The organism is Streptomyces collinus Tu 365, assembly GCF_000444875.1.
GTDB lineage: Bacteria > Actinomycetota > Actinomycetes > Streptomycetales > Streptomycetaceae > Streptomyces > Streptomyces collinus_A.
The window spans coordinates 7463454-7484853 of the sequence record NC_021985.1 but is presented as its reverse complement, the minus strand read 5'-3'; the positions used below and the strand labels follow the sequence as shown (position 1 = coordinate 7484853).

Genomic DNA, 21400 nt, shown 5'->3' with positions numbered 1-21400 from the left:
CCTTCGGGCCCGTCGCCCACCCCGACCGGCCCCGGGCTGGTCCCCTCACCTGGTGCCCTGATCGATCTGATCGGTACAGGACTCCTTGCGGACAGCTCCGGTCCGCAAATGGGCACGTTCGACCCGGGTGAGGATGGGGAACAGGCCAAGGGATGCTCGACGTACGGAAGTGGACCGCGGAACTGCGGCGTTTGATCCTGCGCCGCCGGGAACCGGTGGTCGTCCAGACTCTGCGATCGGCCACCGCGGCGACGATCGCCTACGTCATCGCGCTCCGGCTGAGCCCGGAACCCGCTCCGCTGACGGCGCCCCTCACCGCCCTGCTGGTCGTCCAGGTCACCTTCTACGCCACCCTCACCAACGGCATCCGCCGGGTGAACTCGGTGGTGGCCGGCGTCCTGGTCGCCATCGCCTTCAGTCTCCTGGTGGGCCTGACCTGGTGGAGCCTCGCGCTGCTGATCGTGGCGTCACTGGCGGTGGGGCACCTGGTGCGGGTCGACGAGTACGTGGCCGAGGTGGCGATCAGCGCGATGCTGGTGCTCGGCGTGACCACCGTCGGCTTCACCGCCTGGGCGCGGATCGTGGAGACGCTGATCGGCGCGGTGGTCGGGATGGCCTGCAACCTGCTGCTGCCGCCACCGGTGTGGCTGGACCAGGCCGGGCAGTCGATCGAGGACCTGGCCCGCCGGATCCGGCAGCTGATGCTGCGCACGGGTGAGGAGGCGGCGGGCCGCACCCCGTGGGAGCTGGCCGCCGAGCGGCTGCACGAGGCGCGCCGGCTCGACCACGACATCGTCCAGGTGGACGCGGCGCTGCGGCAGGCCGAGGACAGCCTGCGCCTCAACCCCAGGGTGAAGGAGGGACTGCTGCACCGGGTGGTGCTGCGCACGGGTCTGGACACCCTGGAGATCTGCACCGTGGTGCTGCGGGTCCTCGCCCGCACCTTCACGGACCTGGCGAAGGCGCGGGGCTCCGAGGAGCTGTTCCCGCCCCGGGTCGGGGCCCTGGTGGAGCAGCTCCTCGCGGAGATCGCCGACGCGGTGGTCAGCTTCGCGGTGCTGGTGACCACCCATCTGAGCGAGAACGCCGAGTCGGCGGAGGCGCGGCTGACGGCCGAGCTGCACAGCGCGGCCGGCACCCGTGACCGGCTCGCCGAGCTGCTGCGGGAGGAGGTACGCGCGGACTGGGAGAACTGGCAGCTGCTGGGTGCTGTGCTGACCGAGGCGAACCGGATGATCGACGAGCTCGACACCGAGCACCGCACCCGCCGGCTCTTCGAGGAGCTGGACCGGGTGTCCCGGGAGCAGCGGGTGAAGCTGCCGCGGATGACCCGGGTGCGCGAGCGCCTCGGCGTCCAGGACCAGCTGTGGCGGAACCGTACGGGGGTCGGCGAGCGTTCTCCGTGAGGGAGCGCCGGGCGGGGCCGGCGCGTGATGCGAGGGGGCGGGCCGATGGCCGGATCCGGGGTACGGATCGACGGGAACACGCTGCGGCTGCCGGGTGGTGTGGCGGTGCGGTTCATCCGCACGCTGCGGCTGCCCGAGACGGGTACGCACCCGCTGCCGCCGGGGCTGGGCGAGTTCCCGGTCCGGCGGGTGGCCGACCACGCCGACCGGGTGCCTGAGGAATGGCGGGCGCGCGGGGGCGTGATGCTCCCGGTGTACCTGCGGGAGGCCATGTGGCTGAGTTTCGCCGGCACGGCGGAGCCGGCCGCCCTCCAGGTGGGCGTGGGCAAGGTGTGCGCGGTCTCCGGCGAGCCGTGGCGGGGGCGGCCGGCCCGCGACCCGCAGAACTACGTGGTGCTGCCCCGTCAGCCGTGGCTGGACGGCATCAACTCCGGCAAGGGGACGGTCCGCCAGTTCGTCGCCGTGCCGCTGGGTCTCGGGGCGACCGTGGAGGGCCAGGTCACCGGCGAGGAGGTGTGGGGCGGCGTGCAGCTGCAGTCGTTCCCGCTGCGGCCGGACGTCCTGGCCGACTGGCGGCTCCGGGAGCGCGAGCGTGAGCGGTCGATGCCGGCGCCGGGCGGGTACGGCGGGCCGATGCCGGTGGCCGGTTTCGGGGCGCCCGCGCCGATGGCGGCGCCCGCGCCGGGCGGCCCCCCGCCGGCACCCGCGGCGGCCGGGGCGCCCCCGCGGCGCGCGGCGGCCATGGGTCTGGGCGTCGGCGGCTCGATGCGCCAGGAGGTCTACCGGGACGACCGGCCGCTCTCGGACTGGGCCGAGACGCCCGCCGGGCGGGTGTTCGTGCACCTGGTGACGCCTCCGGAGTGGCGCCGCATCACCGGCGAGGCGCCGCCGCCGTCCCCGGTGGACCGGGCGGCGTACACCAGCGCGGGACTGCCGTGGTTCGACTACTACGACGAGGACGCCGCGGACCTGGACCCCACGGACACCCTGGGTGGGGTCAAGCCGGTCGGTGACTGGCTCGGCGACGACCTGGACCCGTGGCAGCAGCCGTCGGCGGGCCAGGTGCTCCCGTTGAAGGACGCGCCCGGGAAGCCGGTCGAGGACGGGGACTGGTGAACCACGGCCGTTGCACTGCGCGCAACGGGTGTTGCCGTTCTTGCCTTTGACGGCGCATCCGCGCCAAGGTGGCTGTCACGCAGGGGGCGACCGACGACCTGAGGTGCGGGATGGAGACGGACGCGCGGGCGGCGCGGGCAGGCTGGAGCAGGCGCCGGTTCGTGGGCGCCGCGGCGGGCACGGCGGTGGTGGTGGCGGTGCCCGCGCCCGCGGCGCCCCCGGCGGAGCGGGCCCCGGCCGCGCGGGAGCGCCCGGCGGCCCGGCCGCCCCGGCGCGACGACCGCCGGCGCCCGCTCCTCCTCGGCACGTACACCTCGGCCGAGGGCGGCGGCAGCGGCATCGGTCTGGCCTCGTACGACCCGGCGACGGGCGCGGTCACCGGCGCGGGGACGCTGGCGCGGGTGCCCGACCCGTCGTACCTCGCGGCGCACCCCGACGGCCGCACGGTGTACGCGGTCGACGAGCGCCCGGACGGCGCGGTGAGCGCGGTGCGCCTGGCGGACCGGCGCGTCCTCGGCAGCCGGAGCACGGGCGGCGCCGGGCCGTGCCACCTCTCGGTCCACCCGAGCGGGCGGTGGCTGCTGAGCGCCGACTACGGGTCGGGGAGTGTCGCCGTGCACCCGATCGACGCCACGGGCGCCCTCGGTGAGCGCACGGACCGGGTGACGCACACGAGCCCGCCGCCCGGACCGGGCCAGCAGGGCCCGCACGCGCACCAGGTCGTCACCGCCCCCGACGGCGGCCATGTCCTCGCCGTCGACCTGGGGACCGACACGGTCTACACCTACCGGCTCGACCAGGCGAAGGGCACGCTGACCGAGGTCGCCCGGGCGCGCACCCGGCCGGGCGCCGGTCCCCGCCATCTGACCTTCCACCCGGACGGCCGCCACGCCTACCTGGCCAACGAGGTCGACGACACCGTCACGGTCTGCGGCTACGACCCGGCGACCGGCCGGCTGACGATCGGCGCGCCGCAGCCGACGGGTTCGGGCGGCGGCACCAACTACCCGGCGCAGATCCTGGTGACCGCGAACGGCGCGTACGCCTTCCTCGCCAACCGCGGCGACAACAGCATCGCGCGGTACGCCGTCGAGGAGGGCGGGGCCGCACTGCGCCTGCTGGGCACGGTGCCGGCCGGCGGCGACTTCCCCCGGCAGATCGCCTTCTCGCCGGACGGCCGGCTGCTGTTCGCGGCGAACCAGCGTTCCGGCACGGTCACTGTCTTCCGGGTGGATCCGGACACCGGAGAACTGCGCGCGGCGGGCGAGCCGTTCGCGTCACCCGTCGCCGTCTGCGCGCTGCCGCTGTAGGGCGCGCGGGCAGGCGGCGGCGCTCGCCCGGGCGAGCAGCGCGTGCATGCGCTCGGTGAGCTGTGTGACGTCGTCGGCGGGCGCGTGGAACGCCAGCCGCACGTCGCCGTGGGCGCGGACGCGTTCGACGCGCAGGGTGAGACCGTGCCGGTCGACGGCCAGGGGCGTGACCCGGGTCGCGGCGTGCAGGCTCTCGGGGCGCACCAGGCGGGTGAGCCGCTCGACGGCGTCCGGGTGGGCGGCGGCGAGGTGGGTGAGCAGCCGGGCCTCGGCGGCGGCCAGCGGGTCGGGCCGGGCGGCGGCGAACTCGGCGAGGTCGACGAGCACGGCGCCCGAGGGCCGGCGCAGCACCACGCGCGTGGGCCGGAACAGCAGCGGGCCGCCCGCGACCGGGGTGAACCAGCCGGCCAGCCACACCCTGGCCCGGATCCGGTCGCGCACCGGTACGGGGGCCGCGTCGGCGAACTCCAGTACGGCGGACGGCTCTCCGCGCGGCGCGCACAGCGCGGCCGTGACCAGCGCGCCGTCCTCGGGGGCGTCGAGGAGCACCCCGCCGTCCTCGGTCACGGTGTGCGCGCCGACGTACTCCTCGCGGGCGCCGTCCGCGGTCACCGCGCACGACCACGCGGTGGCGAGCACCGACCGTGCCCGCTGCGCCGCGCCGGGTCCGGCCGCCCAGTCCTGCGTGTCACCCATCCCGAGACCTCCTTAGGTAAGCCTTGCCTAACCTATCGGAGATCCGGGCGCGCGCCAACCACGCCCCCTCAGACGATGACGCCCAGCAGGGCGCGTGCGCACAGGTCCCGGACCTGCTCCCGGGTCAGCTCGCCGTCCCGCAGCCACTCCAGGCAGACGGCCGTGGTGAACGCGAGCCAGCCGCGCACCGCGAGACGCACCCGGGGCGTGCCCGCGAACGCGGACCCGAACTCGGGGTCGGCGGCCAGGGCGGCGAGGATCTGCGCCTCCTGCGCGGCGAGGGCCCGCCGGTAGACACGGCGCACGGCCTGGTCGCCGGCCGCGTCGGCCCGGTGGAAGGCGCGGAATCCGTGGGCGTGGGCCTGGACGTAGGCCAGATAGGTGTCGAGACCGGCGGTGAGCTGTTCGCGCACCGGCATCCCGGGCACGGCCGCCGTCATGCGCAGCATCCGCTCGCTCTCGCGCTCCACGACCGCGGCGAAGAACTCCCGTTTGGCCGGGAAGTAGTGGTAGAGCAGCCCGCGGGACACCCCGGCGATCTCGGCGACCTGCTCGATCAACACGTCGTCGTACGGGCTCTCCGAGAACAGCTTCGCGCCGACCGACAGCAGTTGCTCACGCCGCTCCCCGGTGCTGAGTCTGCGCCGGGTGCGCTCCCCCTGGTTCGCGGGCATGCCGTCACTTTACTTGACGCCGATTCAACAAGCGGCCCACACTGAAACACGTTATTGAACCCACGTACAACACGCTCGTCACAGGTTCAACGGTCCGCGGGATCAAGGGAGATCGCGTCATGGCGGAGACGACGGAGGCCGGGCTGCCGAAGGGGTTCCGCAGTGCCGAGCAGGGCTGGCCCGCACTGCGCCGCATCCCGCACCCGCCGCGCCGGGTGCCGCTGCTCGGCGACGTGCTCGGTGTCGACCGGCACCGGCCGCTGCAGGACTCGATGCGCTTCGCGCGCGAGCTGGGCCCCGTCTTCCGGCGCCGGGTCTTCGGGAACGAGTTCGTGTTCCTGTGGGGTTCGCGGCTGGTCGCCGACCTCTCCGACGAGTCCCGGTTCGCCAAGCACGTGGGCCTCGGGGTCGCCAACCTGCGCCCGGTGGCCGGGGACGGCCTGTTCACGGCGTACAACCACGAGTCCAACTGGCAGCTCGCGCACGACGTCCTGGCGCCCGGTTTCAGCCGCGAGGCCATGGCGGGCTACCACGGCATGATGCTGGCGGTGGCCGCGCGGCTGACCGGCCACTGGGACCGGGAGCTGGCCGCCGGACGGCCGGTGGACGTGCCCGGCGACATGACCAAGCTGACCCTGGAGACCATCGCGCGCACCGGTTTCGGCCACGACTTCGGGTCCTTCGAGCGGGACCGGCCGCACCCCTTCGTCCGGGCGATGGTGGGCACGCTGACCTACGCGCAGCGGCTGAACAGCGTCCCCGTGCCGCTCGCCCCGCTGCTGCTGCGCGGCCCCGCACGGCGCAACGCGGCCGACATCGCCCACCTCAACCGCACGGTGGACGGCCTGGTGGCGGCCCGCCGGCGCTCCGGCGGCGGTGACGGCGACCTGCTGGACCGGATGCTGGCCACGGCCCACCCGGAGACCGGCGAGCGGCTGTCGGCCGAGAACGTCCGCAAGCAGGTGATCACGTTCCTGGTGGCGGGCCACGAGACCACCTCGGGCGCGCTCTCCTTCGCCCTGTACTACCTGGCCCGGCACCCCGAGGTAGCCGCCAGGGCCCGCGCCGAGGTGGACCGCGTCTGGGGCGACACCGCCGAACCCGGCTACGACCAGGTCGCCAAGCTGCGCTACGTCCGCCGGGTGCTGGACGAGTCGCTGCGGCTGTGGCCGACCGCGCCCGCCTACGCCCGGGAGGCCAAGCAGGACACCGTCCTCGCCGGGGAGCACCCGATGCGGCGCGGCGCGTGGGCGCTGGTGCTGCTGCCGATGCTGCACCGCGACCGCGAGGTCTGGGGCGAGGACGCGGAGCGGTTCGACCCGGACCGCTTCGAGGCGGGCGCCGTACGAGCCCGGCCGCCGCACACCTTCAAGCCGTTCGGCACCGGCGCGCGGGCCTGCATCGGCCGCCAGTTCGCCCTGCACGAGGCGACGCTCGTGCTCGGGCTGCTGCTGCGCCGCTACGACCTGCGGCCCGAGCCCGGATACCGGCTCCGGGTGACCGAGCGGCTGACCGTCATGCCGGAAGGGCTACGGCTGCGGCTGGAGCGGCGTCCCGCGCCCGCACCGGCCCCGGTCACCGTCCCGGACGACGGCCCCGGCTCAGCCGCCCGCTGTCCAGTGCGCGGGGCGGGTGACTGACCCGGGCAGCCGGGTGCCGGCACTCCCCCGGGCCGCGTTCACCTGCGGCTGGGTGAGGAAGAACGCGCCGGTGAGGTCGGCGTCGGTGAGGTCGGCGTCGCGCAGGTCGGCGCCGATCATGTCGGCGTCGCGCAGGTCCGCTCCGGTGAGGTCGGCGGCGATCAGGTAGGCACCGCGCAGGCTGACTCCGCGCAGGTCGGCACCGCGCAGCCGGGCGCCGATGAGGTCGGCATTCCGGCGGTCCCTGGCGCCGGACTTCCCGGACTTCCCGGACTTCCCGGCCTTGCCGTTCCGGCCGTTGCCGCCCTTGCCGCTCCTGCCGTGGCCGCCCGTGTCCGGCTTCCCCTCCGGCGCGGGGACGCCCGCCCGGGCCAGCTCACTGGTGCGAAGCAGGAGCACGTTGACCTCCTGCCGGTGCGCCGCGACGTCCAGCGCGGCCAGCTCCTGCGGGGTGCCCCGGGTGAGCCGTTCGGTCTCCTCCAGGGCCCGGCGCAGGTCGGGGTGGACGGGCCGGGCGGCCTCCAGACCCAGTGCCTCGGTGAGGTACCACAGCAGTTCGTGCAGCTGGCGGACGACGGGGAAGGTGTCGAACATCCGGCGGGCGTGCTCCGCGGGGCCGGTGCGCCAGTCCTGGCCGCCGAAGGTGATCTGCGAGACCTTCTGGCCGGCGCCGAAGCAGTCGTAGACCGTGCAGCCCGTGAAGCCCTTCGCGCGCAGCTCGGCGTGGATGCCGCAGCGGTGGTCGCCGCGGAGGTTGGCGCAGGGCCTGCCCGCGGGCTTGTCCACGGCGAAGTCCGCGGAGGCGGAGAACGGCAGGGCGACGCAGCACAGCCCGAAGCACTGGGCGCAGTCGCCGCGCAGGGCGGAGCGGTCGGTGGTCTGTTCCGGCATGGCGTCCAGCCTAGTGGCCCGTGCCCTCGCCCCACCGCCCTGTCCCAGGCCCGCACCCGGCCCGCTCCGACGTGCCCGACCTGGGCGTACCGCGTTCCCGCCCGCTCAGCTCCCGGGCACGGGGAGCGCGAGACGGGCGAGCCGGTCGGGGTCGGCCAGGATGTAGATGCCGGTGATCCGGCCGTCGGCGACCGTGAACGCGGTGACCGACACCGGCTTGCCCTCAGGCGCGGTGACCAGCCCCACCGTGCCGTTGACCAGGACCGGCCGCGCGAAGACCGCGTACCGCCAGAACATCGAGGCCTGTCCGGCCACCGTCCGCGCTCCGCGCACGGCCTTGGAGGCGGCCGCGCCGCGGACCAGCGCGCCGGCGTCGGCGCGCAGTTCGGCGTCCGGGTGGAGGACGGCGAGCAGGGCGTCGAAGTCACCGGCCCGGGAGGCAGCCAGCCAGGCGTCGACGACCTCGCGCTGCCGGCCGAGGTCGGGGTCGGCCGCGGGGGTGGCGCCCCGCACCCGGCGGCGCGCCCGGCTGGCCAGCTGCCGGGTCGCGGACGGGGTGCGCTCCACGACCGCGGCGATGTCCTCGAAGGGCACCGCGAACATGTCGTGCAGGACGAACGCCAGCCGCTCGGCGGGCTCCAGGGTCTCCAGGACGACCAGCAGGGCGAGCCCGACCGAGTCCGCCTCCAGCGCCTCCGCCTCCGGGTCGACCCGGGGCAGCGGGCGCACCAGCGGGTCGGGGACGAAGGTGTCCGCCATCGGCTCCTCACGGCGCGCGGTGCGCGAGCGCAGCAGGTCCAGGCAGACCCGGCCGACGACCGTGGTGAGCCAGGCGCCGAGGTTCCGGATCCCGTCCGCCTCGGTGCGGCCGAGCCGCAGCCACGCCTCCTGGACCGCGTCCTCGGCCTCGGGGAGCGAGCCGAGCATCCGGTAGGCCACCGCGCGCAGCTGCGCGCGGTGCTCCTCGAAACGGCCGGCGAGGAGTTCCGTGCCGCCGGTGTCGCCGTTCATGTGGTCCCCCGTTCGTGTCCGGCCCCGCCCGGGCCGCTGCTTCGAACCCTACGTAATCCGCGCGGCGGTCTCCCGCCGGTTCAGGCCTCGTCCCGGGTGAGCGCGAGGAGGCGGTCGAGGACCCGCGGCGCACCGGCGCGCAGGCCGTCGTGCTCGAACTCGTCGGTGACCCAGGTGCGCAGGCCCCGGACGGCGCGCGCGGTCCGCAGGGAGTGTGCGGTGTCCACGTACATGTCGTCGTGGTAGACGGCCGCGGCGACGGGGACCTCGTTGGCGGCGAGCCGGTCCGGGTCGTACAGGGGCTCCCAGTCCGTGCGGGCGGCGAGCAGTTCGGCGGTCTCGCGCAGCGGCCGCAGGGCCGGGTCGGTCTCGAACATCCAGGGGTGCACGGTCTCGCCGGTGAACAGCACCGGGGCGTCGCCCGCGAGCGCCTTGGCCGCGTCGAACTGCGGGAACTCGGCGCGGACACGCTCGGCGGCCCAGGCGGTGGGCCGGGCGTCCTGGCCGTAGATCGACTCGTGCACGAGGGCGTACAGCGGGTGTCCCGCGTACGACAGCAGGCCCTGGGCCTGCTCCTGGAAGGCGTCCGACAGCTCGAGGCCGCCGGGGGTGCGGACGAACGCGTCCTCCAGCAGGTAGTGCAGGCGGTGGCTGCCGTCGCTCGCGCCCAGCATCAGGCCGAGGGACTGGAACGCCTCGACGGTCAGGCGGTAGCCGCCGGGCAGGACGACGTCGTGGGTGAGCAGGTGGTCGGCGATCCGGCGGGCCCGCTCGACGTCCTGGGGGTACCGGGCGTAGTGCGCGGCGACCTTGCGTTCCACGCGCGGGTAGGCGGCCCGGTAGACGTCGTCGGCGTGGGCGTCCAGGGAGGGCAGGCCGCCGGTGATGACGGCGGTGCTCAGCCCCTCGGGGGCCAGGGAGAGGTACGACACCGTGCAGAAGCCGCCGAAGCTCTGGCCGAGCACGGTCCAGGGGGCGCCGCCGGTCACCTCGCGGCGGACGGCCTCGCAGTCGCGGACGATGGAGTCGGCGCGGAAGCGGGTGAGGTGCTCGGCCTGCTCGGCGGGGCCGCCGCGCAGCGGGAGCGTCTGCCGGGTGGCGGGCGTGGAGCGGCCCGTGCCGCGCTGGTCGAGGAGGAGGACGCGGTAGTCCTTCAGGGCGCGGTCGAGCCAGGCCTGCCGTCCGACGAAACGGTTCGCCCCGAATCCGGGGCCGCCCTGGAGGTACAGCAGCCAGGGCAGGTCCTGCCCCGCCCGGTCGCTCGCGACGGCCTCTCGGGCGTACAGCTCGATGGTCTCGCCATCCGGGTCGCCGTGGTCGAGGGGCACGGTGAAGTGGCGGTCGGTGAGGACGACACCGGGCTGGCGGTAGCTGTGACTCAACGGGTCTCCCGGGACGGATGGGACGGACGCGTCCCAGTTCAGCACATGGGCGACCGCGGGCCGAACCCCGGGATCATGGTTTGTTACTGAACGAGCGGTCAGCGGGCGGCGAGGCTGGAGCGGCGCACCACCAGCTCCGGCTGGAGCACCACCCGGCGGTGTTCGTGGGCGCCGGGTCCGGTCCGCTCCCCGGCCTCGTACTCCGTCTCCTCCAGCAGCAGTTCGGCGGCGAGGGCGCCCATGGTGACGGCCGGCTGGCGGACCGAGGTGAGCGGCACGGCGGCCGCCGCGGCGAACTCGATGTCGTCGTAGCCGACGATGGCCAGGTCGTCGGGGACGGTGACACCGGCCGCGTACAGCGCCTGGAGCACGCCGAGGGCGAGCAGGTCGTTGGCGCAGAAGACGGCGGTGGGGCGGTCGGCGAGCCCGAGGAGACGGGCGCCGGCGTCCCGGCCGGCCGCCACGTCGAGGCGTTCGGTGGGCAGTTCGCGCAGCGCGTCGGGGCCGAGGCCGGCCTCGGCGAGGGCGTTCAGGGCACCGGTGCGCCGGTCGCGGACCTGGTTCAGGCCGGGCGGGCCGCTGACGTAGGCGATGGAGCGGTGCCCGGCGTCCACGAGGTGGCGGACCGCCAGCGCGCCGCCCGCGACGTCGTCCACGGAGACCGAGCACTCGGTGGCGCCCTCGGCGACCCGGTCGACCAGCACGAACGGGATGCCGTGCCGGCGGAAGGCGGCGATGTTGCGGCCGGTGGCGTCGGCCGGGGTGAGCAGGACGCCCCGCACCCGCTGCTCGGCGAAGAGCGACAGGTAGTCGGCCTCCTCGGCCGCGTTCTGCGCGCTGTTGCAGACCATCACGCCGAGCCCCGCGTCGCGGGCGGCGCGCTCGGCGCCGCGTGCCACGTCCACGAAGAAGGGGTTGCCCATGTCGAGCACCAGCAGCCCCATGATCCGGCTGCGGCCCGCGCGGAGCTGGCGCGCGGACTCGCTGCGGACGTAGCCGAGCCGGTCGATCGCGGACAGCACCCGCGCCCGGGTCTCGCTGGCGACGCTCTCCGGGCGGTTGATCACGTTCGACACGGTCCCGACCGACACTCCGGCGGCGCGGGCGACGTCCTTGATACCCACCGACTGGGCCATCGGGCGGGGACCTCCAGGGGATGAGGGGGGTGGCGGCGAAGGCCTGCACAGGCGAGAGGGCCTTCACATTACCGTCATGACCGGTTTGACGGCCCCGGTCGGGACGGCGGCGCGAGCCCGGCCGTGCGGACGCGGCCGGGGTGGTGCGGGTGGTCACCGCCGTACGGCGGGACCGGGACCCGGGGGCGCCGGCCGCCCCCGGTCCCTCGCTCTCCGTCAGGCCAGGTGGAACACCTCGGTGAGGGGTCTCATGGCCTCGTCGGGCCGGGCGCCGGCCGGCGACTCGACAGCCCCCAGGCGTCTAGAAGTCGAACCGGTCGATGTTCTTGGCGTCGAAGACGGTCGGCTTGCCGAGGTTGATCACGCCGTCCTTGCCGATGGTGCAGGTCGTGGAGCCGGCCTTGAAGGTCTCGCCCTCCTTGCCGGTGATCTGCCCGGAGGCCAGGGCGACGGCGGTGCGCGCGGCGAGGTCGCCGAGCTTGGCCGGGTCCCACAGCTCGAAGGCGTCGACGGTGCCGTTCCTGACGTACTTGCGCATGTCGTTCGGCGTGCCCAGGCCGGTCAGCTTGACCCTGCCCTTGTACTTGGAGCCGGACAGGTACTGCGCGGCCGCCTTGATGCCGACGGTGGTCGGGGAGATGATCCCCTTCAGGTCCGGGTGCTCCTGGAGCAGGCCCTGGGTCTGCTGGAAGGACTGCTGGGCGTCGTCGTTGCCGTAGGCGACCTTGACCAGCTTGACGTTCCTGTATTTGGGGTCCTTCAGCTCGTCCTTCATGTAGCCGATCCAGGTGTTCTGGTTCGTCGCGGTCTGCGCGGCGGACAGCACCGCGATCTCGCCCTTGTAGCCGATCTGTTCGGCGAGCAGCTGCACCTCGGTGCGGCCCAGGTCCTCGGCGGAGGCCTGCGAGATGAAGGCGTTGCGGCAGCCGGGGTTGGTGTCGGAGTCGTAGGTGACGACCTTGATGCCGTTGGTCATGGCCTGCTTGAGCGCCGTGCACAGGGCGCCGGGGTCCTGGGCGGAGACGGCGATGGCGTCCACCTGCTGCTGGGTGAGGGTGTTGACGTAACTGACCTGCCCGGAGGTGTCGGTGGCGCTGCTCGGGCCCACCTCCTTGTACGTGGAGCCCAGTTCGGCGAGGGCCTTCTCGCCGCCCTTGTCCGAGGTGGTGAAGTAGGGGTTGTTGACCTGCTTGGGCAGGAAGCCGACGGTCAGCCCCTTCTTGGTGGCCGCGTCGGGGTCGGCCTTGCCCGCGGAGGAGGCCGCGCCGGAGTCGTCCTTGACGTCGTTCTTGGTGGTACCGCCGCAGGCGGTGAGGGCGAGGGCGAGCGAGGTGGCGGCGGCGAGCGCGGCGCAGGCGCGGCGCAGGGTTGACGCGTGCATACCGAAGTCCTCCGGGTACGGGGGTGAGGGGACGCGCCCGGGCGGGCGCGGACGGATGTCGGGGGCGGGCCGGGCACGGGTGGCCGGGCGGTCCGCGAGCGGGGGCCGGCCGGTGGAGCCGGGCGGCCGGTGGGGGCCTAACCGGTGGAGCCGGCCGCCCTGGCCAGGGCGATCTGCCGGGCGACCCGCGGGCCGAGCACGGAGATGACGAGCAGCACGCCGGTGACGACGATCTGCGACTGGGCGGAGACGTTCAGCAGGCTCATCACGTTCTGCAGCGCGCCCAGCAGGAAGACGCCCGCGACGGCACCGCCGAGCGTGCCCCGGCCGCCGTCGAAGTCGATGCCGCCCAGCAGCACGGCGGCCACGACGGACAGTTCGAGTCCGGTGGCGTTGTCGTAGCGGGCGCTGGCGTAGTGCAGGGCCCAGAAGACGCCGGTCAGGGAGGCCATCAGGCCGGTCACGGTGAACAGCACGAGCTTGTGCCGCCTGACCCGGATGCCGGCGAACCGGGCGGCCTCCTCGCCGGCGCCGATCGCGAACAGCGACCGGCCGAACGGGGTGGCGTGCAGTACGAGGACGGCGATCACCAGCAGGACCAGGAAGGGCAGGAAGGCCTGCGGCAGGAAGCTGTCGCCGAGGCGCCCCGCGGCGAACTGCAGGTACTGCGCGGGGAAGTCGGTCACGGCGTCGGAGCCGAGCACGATCTGCGCGATGCCCCGGTAGGCGGCGAGGGTGCCGATGGTGACGGCGAGCGAGGGCAGTCCGAGGCGGGTCACCAGCAGGCCGTTGACCAGCCCGCAGACCACGCCGAGCAGCAGGCACACCGGGATGATCGTCTCGATGGCCATGCCCTCGTTCCACAGCCGCCCCATCACCGCGCCGGACAGGCCGGCGGTGGAGGCGACGGACAGGTCGATCTCACCGGCGACCACCAGCAGGGTCATGGGCAGGGCGATCAGGGCGATCGGCAGCGTGTTGCCGATGAGGAAGGACAGGTTGAGGGCGTTGCCGAAGCCGGCCACGAAGGTGAAGGAGAACAGCAGCAGGACGATCAGGAGCGCGCCGACGACCGTGTCCCAGCGGACGGCGCGGGTGAGCGACTCAGGCACCGGTGTTCTCCTTCACGACGGCGCTTGCGCGCGGGGCCGGCTTCTTCTTCAGGGCGGCGGCCACCCGCAGGGCGACGATCCGGTCCACCGTGATGGCGAGCAGCAGCAGGACCCCGTTGATGGCGAGCACCCACACCGAGCTGACGCCGAGGGCGGGCAGCACGCTGTTCACGGAGGTGAGCAGCAGGGCGCCGAGGGCGGCGCCGTAGACGCTGCCGGAGCCGCCGGTGAAGACGACGCCGCCGACGACGACCGCGCTGACGACGGTGAGTTCGTAGCCGTTGCCGGTGCCGGAGTCGACGTTGCCGAACCGGGCCAGGTACAGGGCGCCGGCGAGTCCGGCGAGGGCGCCGCAGACGGTGTAGGCGGTCAGGATCCGCTTGCGGACGGGGATGCCGGCCAGGCGTGCCGCCTCCGGGCTGGAGCCGAGGGCGTACAGCTCCCGGCCGCTGCCGAAGTGCTTGAGGTAGTAGGCGGTGGCGACGAGGACGGCGAGCGCGACCAGCGCCGGCCAGGGCACCGCCGAGAGGCCGCCGGAGCCGAAGTCCACGAATCCGCCGGGCAGGTCGGCCGCGGTGATCTGGCGGGAGCCGACCCAGATCGAGTCGGCGCCCCGGATGATGTAGAGGGTGCCGAGGGTGACGACGAGGGCGGGCACCTGGCCGAGGCTGACCAGCAGGCCGTTGAGCAGGCCGCAGCCGATGCCGAGCAGGACGGCCAGGACGACCGCGACGACCGGGTCGCCGCCGCCGTGCAGATACGTGCCGGCGGCGAAGGCGCTGATGCCGAGGGTGGAGCCGACGGACAGGTCGACGTTGCGGCTGATGACCACCAGGGACTGGCCGGTGGCGACCAGCACCAGGATCGTGGCGTTCAGCAGCAGGTCCTTGACGCCCTGCTCGGACAGGAACTGGCTGTTGCCCGCCTGGGTCACGACGATCATCACCAGGAACACGGCCAGGATGGCCAGTTCGCGCATCTTGAACACCCGGTCCACCAGCCGGGTGCCGCTGGACTCGGGCACCTCGGCGGCGGGGGCGGGGGTGGGGGCCGTGACCGTCATGCGGCGGCCCTCCCGGTGGCTGCGGCCATCACGGATTCCTCGGTGGCGTCGGAGCGGGGGATCTCCGCGGTGAGCCGGCCCTCATGCATGACCAGCACGCGGTCGGCCATGCCGAGGATCTCGGGCAGGTCGGAGGAGATCATCAGGACGGCGACGCCGTCGGCGGCCAGTTCGCCGAGCAGCCGGTGCACCTCGGCCTTGGTGCCGACGTCGATGCCGCGGGTGGGCTCGTCCACGATGAGCACCTTGGGGCCGGTGGCCAGCCACTTGGCGAGCACGACCTTCTGCTGGTTGCCGCCGGAGAGCGTGGAGACGGCGTCCGCGATCCGGGCGTACTTCACCCGGAGCCTGACCGCCCAGTCGAGGGAGCGGCTGCGTTCGGCGCCGCGGTCCATCAGTCCCGCCCGGACGGTCGTGCGCAGTCCGGTCAGCCCGATGTTGCGTTCGATGGACATGTCCATCACCAGGCCCTGGGCGCGCCGGTCCTCGGGGACCAGGGCGAGGCCCGCGGCCATGGCGGTGGACGGGGCGCCGTTGGTCAGCGCGCGGCCGTCCACCAGGACCTCGCCCGCGTCCCAGCGGTCGACGCCGAACACGGCTCGGGCGACTTCGGTGCGGCCGGCGCCGACGAGTCCGGCCAGTCCGACGATCTCGCCGCGCCGGACGTCGAAGGAGACGTCGGTGAAGACGCCCTCGCGGGTCAGCCGGCGCACGCTCAGCGCGATCTCGCCGGGCGTGACCTCCTGTTTGGGGTAGAGCTCGTCGAGGTCGCGGCCGACCATGCGGCGCACCAGGTCGTCCTCGGTCATCCCGGCGAGGGCTTCGCCGGCGATCCGGGCGCCGTCCCGCAGGGTCGTCACCCGCTCGCAGATCTCGAAGATCTCCTCCAGCCGGTGCGAGATGAACAGCACGGCCGCGCCCTGTTCGCGCAGGGTGCGCACCACGCCGAAGAGCCGGGCGACCTCGCTGCCGGTGAGGGCGGCGGTCGGCTCGTCCATGATCAGGACGCGGGCGTCGAAGGAGAGTGCCTTGGCGATCTCGACGATCTGCTGGTCGGCGATGGACAGGCCGCGCGCGGGGCGGTCGGGGTCGAGTGCGACGCCGAGGCGCCGCATCAGGGCGGCGGTGGCCGCGCGGGTGGCCTTGTGGTCGATCCGGCCGAGGGTCCGCCGGGGCCGGCGGCCCATGTAGATGTTCTCGGCGATCGACAGGTCGGGGAAGAGGGTCGGCTCCTGGTAGATCACGGCGATGCCGGCGTCACGGGCGTCGCCGGGGCCGTGGAAGACGACCGGCTCGCCGTCGAGCAGCACCTGTCCGGCGTCCGGCCGGTGCACCCCCGCGAGCGTCTTGATCAGGGTCGACTTGCCCGCGCCGTTCTCCCCGGCGAGGGCGTGCACCTCGCCGGGGAACAGCTCCAGGGACACGCCCCGCAGGGCGCGCACGGCGCCGAAGGACTTGGTGACGTCCCTCAGGGCGAGCACCGGGTCCGTACCCGTGTCGGACGGGTGGGTCATGGATGGCTCCTCGACGACTCCGGCGGCACCGCCGCCCGGGGTCGTGAAAGGTTTCAACTGGATTGCCGGGACGTTAGGCATCCCAGGCAAGTCACGTCAATGGGTCCGAGTCGAAAACTTCCGAGGGTGGATGGCGACGGCAGGGTCACGGAAAATACCTCCGCCCGGAATCCTTGACACCCCTGCGGGCGCCTCATAGCTTGCCGTTCTGAATCGTTTCACACGTTCCGTCGTTGCACCGGACATCACAGGAGCTCCCAAGTGACCGACCTCGCCGCGGTGAAGGCCGCCCTCAAGTCCCAGGCCGTCGAGACGCCGTCGTGGGCGTACGGGAACTCGGGGACCCGATTCAAGGTGTTCGCGCAGGAGGGCGTGCCGCGCACCGCGCGGGAGAAGCTGGCCGACGCCGCGAAGGTGCACGAGTTCACCGGCGTGGCCCCGACCGTCGCCCTGCACATCCCGTGGGACGAGGTCGACGACTACGCCGCGCTGGCCGGGTTCGCCGAGGGGCACGGCGTCCGGCTGGGCGCGGTCAACTCCAACACCTTCCAGGACGACGCCTACCGGCTGGGCAGCATCTGCCACCCGGAGGCGGCGGTGCGGCGCAAGGCCCTGGACCACCTGCTGGAGTGCGTGGACATCATGGACGCCACCGGCTCCCGGGACCTGAAGCTGTGGTTCGCCGACGGTACGAACTACCCCGGGCAGGACGACATCCGCGCCCGGCAGGACCGGCTCGCCGAGGGCCTCGCCGCGGTGTACGAGCGGCTGGGCGGGAACCAGCGGATGCTGCTGGAGTACAAGTTCTTCGAGCCGGCCTTCTACACCACCGACGTGCCGGACTGGGGGACGGCGTACGCGCACTGCCTGAAGCTGGGTCCCAGGGCGCAGGTCGTGGTCGACACCGGCCACCACGCGCCGGGCACCAACATCGAGTTCATCGTCGCGACTTTGCTGCGCGAGGACCGGCTCGGCGGCTTCGACTTCAACTCGCGCTTCTACGCCGACGACGACCTCATGGTGGGCGCGGCCGACCCGTTCCAGCTCTTCCGGATCATGTACGAGGTGGTGCGCGGGGGCGGGTTCGACTCCGACGTGGCGTTCATGCTGGACCAGTGCCACAACATCGAGGCGAAGATCCCCGCGATCATCCGCTCGGTGATGAACGTGCAGGAGGCCACGGCGAAGGCGCTGCTCGTCGACCGGGACGCGCTGGCCGCCGCCCAGGCCGCCGGCGACGTGCTGGGCGCGAACGCCGTGCTCATGGACGCCTACAACACGGACGTACGGCCGCTGCTGCGCGAGGTGCGCGAGGAGATGGACCTCGACCCCGAGCCCCTCACCGCGTACGCCCGCTCCGGCTGGGCCGAGAAGATCGTCGCCGAACGGGTCGGCGGGCGGCAGGCGGGGTGGGGGGCGTAGGTCGTGTCCGGCCCACCACCGTCCGCACCGCACGCCCCGCTCCCACCGTCATCCCGAGACACGTCCTCACCGACCTCCGAAACCAAGGACCGCATCCCATGGCACCGCATCCCGAAGCCGCCGCGCTGCTCGCCCGTTCCCAGCGGCTCGGCTCCGATCCGCGCAACACCAACTACGCCGGCGGCAACGCCTCCGCCAAGGGGGCCGGCGCCGATCCGGTCACCGGTGGTGAGGTGGAGCTGATGTGGGTGAAGGGGTCCGGGGGCGACCTCGGCACGCTCACCGAGGCGGGGCTCGCCGTGCTGCGCCTCGACCGGCTGCGCGCCCTCGCCGACGTGTACCCCGGGGTGGAGCGCGAGGACGAGATGGTCGCCGCGTTCGACTACTGCCTGCACGGCAAGGGCGGCGCGGCCCCCTCCATCGACACCGCCATGCACGGGCTCGTGGACGCCCCGCACGTCGACCACCTGCACCCCGACTCGGGCATCGCGCTGGCCTGCGCGGCCGACGGGGAGAAGCTGACCGCCGAGTGCTTCGGCGACAGCGTGGTCTGGGTGCCGTGGCGACGCCCCGGCTTCCAGCTCGGCCTGGACATCGCGGCGGTCAAGAAGGCCAACCCGCGGGCGATCGGCTGCGTCCTCGGCGGCCACGGCATCACCGCCTGGGGCGACACCTCCGAGGAGTGCGAGCGCAACTCGCTGCATATCATCCGCAGCGCCGAGGCGTTCCTTCAGAAGAAGGGCAGGGCCGAGCCGTTCGGGCCCGTCCTGGAGGGCTACGGGGCCCTGCCCGAGGCCGGCCGCAGGGCCCGCGCCGCCGCCCTCGCGCCGCACGTGCGCGCCCTCGCCTCCCAGGACCGGCCCCAGGTCGGCCACTTCGACGACTCCGAGGCCGTGCTGGACTTCCTGGCCCGCGCCGAGCACCCGCGGCTCGCCGCCCTGGGCACCTCCTGCCCCGACCACTTCCTGCGCACCAAGGTCCGCCCGCTGGTGCTCGACCTGCCGCCGGCCGCACCGCTGGAGGACGCGATCGCGCGGCTGCGGGACCTGCACACCGCGTACCGCGAGGAGTACGCCGCCTACTACCGGCGGCACGCCGGGCCCGGCTCCCCCGCGATGCGCGGCGCCGACCCGGCGATCGTGCTCGTCCCCGGTGTCGGCATGTTCTCCTTCGGCAAGGACAAGCAGACCGCCCGGGTCGCGGGCGAGTTCTACCTCAACGCGATCAACGTGATGCGCGGCGCGGAGGCCGTCTCCACGTACGCGCCCATCGAGGAGTCGGAGAAGTTCCGCATCGAGTACTGGCCCCTGGAGGAGGCCAAGCTCCAGCGGATGCCGAAGCCGAGGCCGCTGGCGACCCGGGTGGCGCTGGTGACCGGCGCGGGCAGCGGCATCGGCCGGGCCATCGCCGAGCGGCTGGTGGCCGAGGGCGCGTGCGTCGTCGTAGCCGACCTCGACGCGCAAAGCGCGGCGGCCGTCGCCGAGGAGCTGGGCGGCCCCGACAAGGCCGTCGCCGTCACCGTGGACGTCACCTCCGAGGAGCAGATCGCCGCCGCGTTCCGGGCCGCGGTGCTCGCCTTCGGCGGCGTCGACCTGGTCGTCAACAACGCGGGCATCTCCGTGTCCAAGCCGCTGCTGCAGACGTCGGCCCGGGACTGGGACCTCCAGCACGACGTCATGGCCCGTGGTTCCTTCCTCGTCTCGCGCGAGGCGGCCCGCGTGATGATCGCGCAGGGCCTGGGCGGCGACATCGTCTACATCGCCTCCAAGAACGCCGTCTTCGCGGGACCGAACAACATCGCCTACTCCGCCACCAAGGCCGACCAGGCGCACCAGGTCCGCCTCCTCGCCGCCGAGCTGGGCGAGCACGGCATCCGGGTCAACGGCGTCAACCCGGACGGAGTGGTGCGCGGCTCGGGCATCTTCGCCGGCGGCTGGGGCGCCCAGCGGGCGGCGGTGTACGGGGTGCCGGAGGAGAAGCTGGGCGAGTTCTACGCGCAGCGCACCCTCCTGAAGCGTGAGGTGCTGCCGGAGCACGTGGCGAACGCGGTGTTCGCGCTCACCGGCGGCGAGCTGACCCACACCACGGGCCTGCACGTCCCGGTCGACGCGGGCGTGGCGGCCGCCTTCCTGCGATGAGCGCGGTGCGCAGGGCGTACGCCGCCGTCGACCTGGGCGCCTCCAGCGGACGGGTGATGGTCGGCCGGGTCGGGCCCGGCACGCTGGAGCTGAGCGAGGCGCACCGGTTCCCGAACCGGCCGGTGCGGGTGCCCGAGGGGCTGCGCTGGGACGTGCTCGGGCTGTACGCCGGTGTCCTCGACGGACTGCGGGCGGCCGGCCAGGTGGACTCGATGGGCATCGACGGCTGGGCCGTCGACCACGGCCTGCTGGACGCCGACGGCGCCCTGCTCGGCAACCCCGTGCACTACCGGGACCCCCGCACGGACGGCGTCGCGGAGAAGGTGTGGGCGAGCGTGCCCGCCGCCGAGCTGTACGCGGCCACCGGCCTGCAGTACGCCCCGTTCAACACCCTGTACCAGCTCACGGCGGCCCGTGCGACCGCCCAGTTCGCGCACGCCAGGCGGCTGCTGCTCATCCCCGACCTGCTGACCTACTGGCTGACCGGCGAGCAGGGCACCGAGCTGACCAACGCCTCCACCACCCAGCTCATCGACCCCCGCACCCGCTCCTGGGCGCACGGCCTCGCCGACCGGCTCGGCATCGACCTCTCCCTGTTCGCGCCGCTACGGCGGCCCGGCGACCGGGCCGGCCTGCTGCGGCCGGGGGTCCTGGAGGACACCGGGCTCACCGGTCCCGTCCCGGTGACGGCGGTCGGCTCGCACGACACCGCCTCCGCGGTCGCCGCCGTCCCGGCCGACACCCCGCGCTTCGCCTACATCTGCACCGGCACCTGGTCCCTGGCCGGTCTGGAGCTGGACGCGCCGGTGCTGACCGAGGAGAGCCGCGCCGCGAACTTCACCAACGAGCTCGGCCTGGACGGCACGGTCCGCTACCTGCGCAACATCATGGGGCTCTGGCTGCTCCAGGAGTGCGTGCGCGCCTGGGGCGACCCCGAGCTGGGGGGCCTGCTGCGCGAGGCGGCCGGGGTGCCGGCGCTGCGCTCGGTGGTGGACGCCGGGGACGAGGCGTTCCTCGCGCCCGGCCGGATGCCGGAGCGGATCGCCGAGGCATGCCGCGCCTCGGGGCAACCGGTGCCGGTGACGCCCGCCGAGACCACCCGGTGCATCCTCGACTCGCTCGCCCTGGCCCACCGCCGGGCCGTGGCGGACGCCCGGCGGCTGGCCGACCGTCCGGTGGACGTGGTGTACGTCGTCGGTGGCGGCACCCGCAACGCCCTGCTGTGCCAGCTCACCGCCGACGCCTGCGGGCTGCCGGTGGTGGCGGGCGCGACGGAGGCGGCCGCGCTGGGCAACGTCCTGGTGCAGGCGCGCGCCGACGGACTGGCCGGCGACCTCGCCGACATGCGCGCCCTGCTCGCCCGTACCCAGCCGCTGACCCGGTACCTGCCGCGGGCCGGCACCGCCCGCTGGCGGGACGCGGAGGCGAGGCTCGCCGCGCGGTGAGCCGTCCCCCGCGTCCGGCGCCGGCCGCCGACTACCCTGCAACTCGTCCGACGACCCACCCCG

At 73.9% G+C, this 21400-nt stretch carries 17 protein-coding genes; 7 read left to right on the top strand and 10 right to left on the bottom strand.

The window, feature by feature from the left end; genetic code table 11:
* The first annotated feature begins 152 nt into the window (after positions 1-152).
* The 3 genes from B446_RS32435 (at position 153) to B446_RS32425 (ending at position 3832) form a co-directional block, all read left to right on the top strand.
* The gene (locus B446_RS32435; protein WP_020943680.1) at positions 153-1406 is read left to right on the top strand and encodes an FUSC family protein; all 1254 of its coding nucleotides are present in this window, start codon (positions 153-155) and stop codon (positions 1404-1406) included.
* 45 nt (positions 1407-1451) lie between these two features.
* Positions 1452-2522: a hypothetical protein gene (locus B446_RS32430; protein WP_020943679.1), complete on the top strand. Its 1071-nt coding sequence runs from the start codon at positions 1452-1454 to the stop codon at positions 2520-2522.
* Positions 2523-2632: 110 nt separating this feature from the next.
* Positions 2633-3832: a lactonase family protein gene (locus B446_RS32425; RefSeq protein WP_020943678.1), complete on the top strand. Its 1200-nt coding sequence runs from the start codon at positions 2633-2635 to the stop codon at positions 3830-3832.
* Here B446_RS32425 and B446_RS32420 read toward each other — a convergent pair.
* Positions 3800-4528 (bottom strand): DUF2470 domain-containing protein, encoded by a 729-nt coding sequence (locus B446_RS32420; protein ID WP_020943677.1) that lies wholly within the window; start codon positions 4526-4528, stop codon positions 3800-3802. The two genes, B446_RS32425 and B446_RS32420, sit on opposite strands and share 33 nt — an antisense overlap.
* Positions 4529-4596: 68 nt before the next feature.
* A complete protein-coding gene (locus B446_RS32415) occupies positions 4597-5202 on the bottom strand; it encodes a TetR/AcrR family transcriptional regulator (RefSeq protein ID WP_020943676.1) in 606 nt (201 codons plus the stop codon).
* A 119-nt stretch (positions 5203-5321) separates the two neighbouring features.
* On the opposite strand from B446_RS32415, the gene B446_RS32410 reads away from it, so the two are divergent.
* Positions 5322-6842 carry a cytochrome P450 gene (locus tag B446_RS32410; RefSeq protein WP_020943675.1) on the top strand — a complete coding sequence of 507 codons (1521 nt, stop codon included), beginning with the start codon at positions 5322-5324 and terminating at the stop codon, positions 6840-6842.
* Here B446_RS32410 and B446_RS32405 read toward each other — a convergent pair.
* The 8 genes from B446_RS32405 to B446_RS32370 form a co-directional block, all read right to left on the bottom strand.
* Entirely contained in the window at positions 6804-7733 is a 930-nt protein-coding gene (locus B446_RS32405) for a pentapeptide repeat-containing protein (protein WP_020943674.1), read from the bottom strand. The two genes, B446_RS32410 and B446_RS32405, sit on opposite strands and share 39 nt — an antisense overlap.
* Before the next feature lie 105 nt (positions 7734-7838).
* On the bottom strand, positions 7839-8744 hold the full coding sequence (gene sigJ, locus B446_RS32400; RefSeq protein ID WP_020943673.1) for an RNA polymerase sigma factor SigJ: 906 nt from the start codon (positions 8742-8744) through the stop codon (positions 7839-7841).
* Between the two features lie 80 nt (positions 8745-8824).
* On the bottom strand, positions 8825-10126 hold the full coding sequence (locus tag B446_RS32395; RefSeq protein ID WP_020943672.1) for an alpha/beta fold hydrolase: 1302 nt from the start codon (positions 10124-10126) through the stop codon (positions 8825-8827).
* 98 nt (positions 10127-10224) lie between these two features.
* A complete protein-coding gene (locus B446_RS32390; RefSeq protein ID WP_020943671.1) occupies positions 10225-11262 on the bottom strand; it encodes a LacI family DNA-binding transcriptional regulator in 1038 nt (345 codons plus the stop codon).
* 301 nt (positions 11263-11563) lie between these two features.
* Complete coding sequence (gene rhaS, locus B446_RS32385; protein ID WP_020943670.1) at positions 11564-12643, bottom strand: rhamnose ABC transporter substrate-binding protein; 1080 nt, start codon at positions 12641-12643, stop codon at positions 11564-11566.
* Positions 12644-12780: 137 nt separating this feature from the next.
* Positions 12781-13755: an ABC transporter permease gene (locus B446_RS32380; protein WP_020943669.1), complete on the bottom strand. Its 975-nt coding sequence runs from the start codon at positions 13753-13755 to the stop codon at positions 12781-12783.
* Positions 13748-14818, bottom strand: a complete 1071-nt coding sequence (locus tag B446_RS32375) for an ABC transporter permease (protein WP_020943668.1) — start codon at positions 14816-14818, stop codon at positions 13748-13750. Before B446_RS32375 ends, B446_RS32380 begins: the two co-directional genes overlap by 8 nt.
* Complete coding sequence (locus B446_RS32370) at positions 14815-16332, bottom strand: sugar ABC transporter ATP-binding protein (RefSeq protein WP_020943667.1); 1518 nt, start codon at positions 16330-16332, stop codon at positions 14815-14817. Before B446_RS32370 ends, B446_RS32375 begins: the two co-directional genes overlap by 4 nt.
* 261 nt (positions 16333-16593) lie before the next feature.
* Between B446_RS32370 and rhaI the strand changes: the two genes are divergently transcribed.
* From rhaI to B446_RS32355, 3 genes are all read left to right on the top strand, one after another.
* Positions 16594-17754: an L-rhamnose isomerase gene (rhaI, locus tag B446_RS32365; RefSeq protein ID WP_020943666.1), complete on the top strand. Its 1161-nt coding sequence runs from the start codon at positions 16594-16596 to the stop codon at positions 17752-17754.
* A 98-nt stretch (positions 17755-17852) separates the two neighbouring features.
* Positions 17853-19892 carry a bifunctional rhamnulose-1-phosphate aldolase/short-chain dehydrogenase gene (locus tag B446_RS32360; RefSeq protein WP_020943665.1) on the top strand — a complete coding sequence of 680 codons (2040 nt, stop codon included), beginning with the start codon at positions 17853-17855 and terminating at the stop codon, positions 19890-19892.
* Positions 19889-21337 carry a rhamnulokinase gene (locus tag B446_RS32355; RefSeq protein WP_043476886.1) on the top strand — a complete coding sequence of 483 codons (1449 nt, stop codon included), beginning with the start codon at positions 19889-19891 and terminating at the stop codon, positions 21335-21337. Before B446_RS32360 ends, B446_RS32355 begins: the two co-directional genes overlap by 4 nt.
* The last annotated feature ends 63 nt before the right edge of the window (positions 21338-21400 follow it).